Origin of the sequence: Bacillus sp. 005/A4HT-01/001 (assembly GCF_004634445.1) — a bacterium.
GTDB lineage: Bacteria > Bacillota > Bacilli > Bacillales > Bacillaceae > Bacillus > Bacillus altitudinis.
This window is the reverse complement of sequence record NZ_SEIZ01000019.1, coordinates 1-2173: the sequence shown is the minus strand read 5'-3', so window position 1 is coordinate 2173 and position 2173 is coordinate 1. Positions and strand designations below refer to the sequence as shown.

The 2173-nt window shown below is 43.8% G+C and carries 2 protein-coding genes; one reads left to right on the top strand and one right to left on the bottom strand.

Going from position 1 to position 2173, the window contains the following annotated elements; all coding sequences use genetic code 11:
• Nucleotides 1-200 precede the first annotated feature (200 nt).
• The gene (locus ES896_RS19940; protein ID WP_135227225.1) at nt 201-1220 is read right to left on the bottom strand and encodes an LLM class flavin-dependent oxidoreductase; all 1020 of its coding nucleotides are present in this window, start codon (nt 1218-1220) and stop codon (nt 201-203) included.
• A gap of 184 nt (nt 1221-1404) precedes the next feature.
• Here ES896_RS19940 and ES896_RS19935 point away from each other — a divergent pair.
• Nucleotides 1405-2173, top strand: a 769-nt coding sequence (locus tag ES896_RS19935) for a collagen-like domain-containing protein (protein WP_481747315.1), incomplete at its 3' end; no start/stop codon positions are given.

Here is a 2173-nt window from a genome sequence, read left to right as displayed (position 1 = left end):
GTGCTTCTCACAGCTGCCTGCCAGAACATGAAGAAGATTGCCACACACCTAGCAAAGCTAGGCTAGGTGTGTGGGAGGCCTTTTTCATGTTTTTCCTTCAATCTCATCTATCATAATGATGGTGAAAATAAAAAAGATTGTAGAAAAACATGAGTTTCTCTACAATCTGAGAACTGCTCTTGGCAGTTCTTTTTTTATTCTTATTTTTCTTGTTCCTCTTGAAATATCTCTGCAATGATTTCATAAGAACGCATTCTTTCTTGATGGTCAAACATATCAGAATTAATCATGACTTCATCTGCTTGAGTTGCTTCAATAAAGGCTTCTAACTCTTTTTTCACCTTTTGTTTATCCCCGATCATCGTCGAACTTAATTGTTCGTCCACCATCGCCTTCTCATATGGACTCCATAACCCATCCATACTTTCAACAGGGGCTTTGAGTTTTCCTGGTGTATTGCGAATGAGGCTCAAGAAGCGCTGATAATGAGACGTCGCCAAATATTCAGCCCGCTCTGTTTGATCAGCAGCAAAAACCGTCACACCAACCATCGCATAAGGTTCTTTTAACACATCTGAAGGTTGAAATGACTGTCTGTATAATTCTAAAGCAGGAATGGTATTTTTAGGGGAGAAATGTGCCGCAAAGGCAAATGGCAGTCCCAGTTCTCCTGCAAGCCTTGCACTAAAACCACTTGAACCAAGAAGCCAAATCGGGATATCCAATCCTTCTCCCGGAACGGCTCTTACATGTTTTTTGATCTGACCAGTCGGTTTGAAATATTGCCGAAGTTCTTCAAGCTGCTCAGGGAAATCCTCCCCATTATGAAGATTACGTCTAAGTGCCCTTGCCGTTAACTGATCTGTTCCTGGTGCCCTGCCAAGACCTAAATCAATTCTCCCTGGATACAAAGTCTCCAGTGTTCCAAATTGTTCTGCAATAACGAGTGAAGAATGGTTTGGAAGCATAATCCCCCCAGAACCAACCCGGATCTTTTCAGTCCCTCCGGCAATATATCCAATTAAGACGGATGTTGCTGAACTCGCAACCCCTTCCATATTATGATGCTCCGCAAGCCAATATCTATGGTAGCCCCACTTCTCAGCTTTTTTTGCTAAATCCATACTATGTTCAAATGACTCTTTGATTGTGCCACCTTCTGTTACAGAGGATAAATTTAACACGGAATATGCTGCACGTTGTAAAACTGATTGACTCATACATGATGCCCCATTTCTTTCAAAAATCATACTAGTTTCATTCTTTCAACACCATAACATAAAACGATTTAACTTTTAAATGATTTGATTCGATGAACTTCGAACTAAAAAATATCATTAAGCTCAATTCCGCTTTTTAAATTTCCACATAGAATAAAATATTAACTTTTAGGAGATGGGGAATTTGTATAACCAGTACGATAACAAATGTCCCTTTTGCGGAAAAAATCATGATTGGCAACCTCATTACAGAAAATCTCGTCACGATAGACCTACATTTGATGATTGCCCTCTTCTTAAACGAGAATGTAAAAAGAAAAAAGTTGTTAAACATCACAGCACTTGTGCTAAAGCAAAAGGACGAAAAAAAGCAAATAATAAGATTGTAAAAAGAGGTTCTACTGGTGATACTGGGCCTACCGGAGTTACTGGAGCTACTGGTCCAATCGGTGATACTGGAGCCACTGGAGATACTGGTCCAACCGGTGCGACTGGTGATACCGGGCCTACTGGTGTGACTGGAGTTACTGGTGATACTGGTCCAACCGGAGCCACTGGTGTAACTGGTGATACTGGACCTACGGGTGCCACTGGAGTTACTGGAGATACTGGGCCTACCGGAGCCACTGGTGTAACTGGTGATACTGGACCTACGGGTGCCACTGGTGCCACCGGAGTTACTGGAGCTACTGGAGATACCGGACCTACCGGTGCGACTGGTGTAACTGGTGATACCGGGCCTACTGGTGCGACTGGAGTTACTGGTGATACTGGACCTACGGGTGCCACTGGAGCCACTGGAGATACTGGTCCAACCGGTGCGACTGGTGTAACTGGTGATACCGGACCTACTGGTCCAACAGGTGCTACTGGAGTTACTGGAGCTACTGGGCCTACCGGAGCCACTGGTGTAACTGGTGATACTGGGCCTACGGGTGCCACTGGAGATACTG

Bases quoted from the DNA above. Each gene is read 5' to 3' on its own strand.
- ES896_RS19940 (WP_135227225.1), bottom strand. From the start codon at position 1,220: ATGAGTCAATCAGTTTTACAACGTGCAGCATATTCCGTGTTAAATTTA.